This window comes from uncultured Psychroserpens sp. (assembly GCF_947500255.1).
Lineage (GTDB): Bacteria > Bacteroidota > Bacteroidia > Flavobacteriales > Flavobacteriaceae > Psychroserpens.
In genome coordinates this window covers 1-208 of sequence record NZ_CANMRL010000013.1, presented here as the reverse complement: position 1 = coordinate 208, position 208 = coordinate 1, and the positions used below count along the sequence as shown (strand labels likewise).

Sequence of the window (208 nt, the reverse complement as noted above, 5' to 3'; positions counted from 1 at the left end):
TTGAGTATGCTGTCGGATCACATGATATTCCAAGAACAGATACTAATGGTTGTCCGTACAAAACGGTATTAACGGTAGCAGCTTATCCTGTGACACCAGACGACGCAGCTTCAGGAGAAGTTTGTGAAGGCGAGACGTTTAATTATGAAGGTATTGAGTATGCTGTCGGATCACATGATATTCCAAGAACAGATACTAATGGTTGTCC

General features: G+C 42.3%; 1 protein-coding gene. It reads left to right on the top strand.

Annotated features, from left to right (window positions below):
• Positions 1-208: hypothetical protein (locus Q0783_RS18355; RefSeq protein ID WP_298897596.1), on the top strand; the 208-nt coding region annotated here is incomplete at both ends.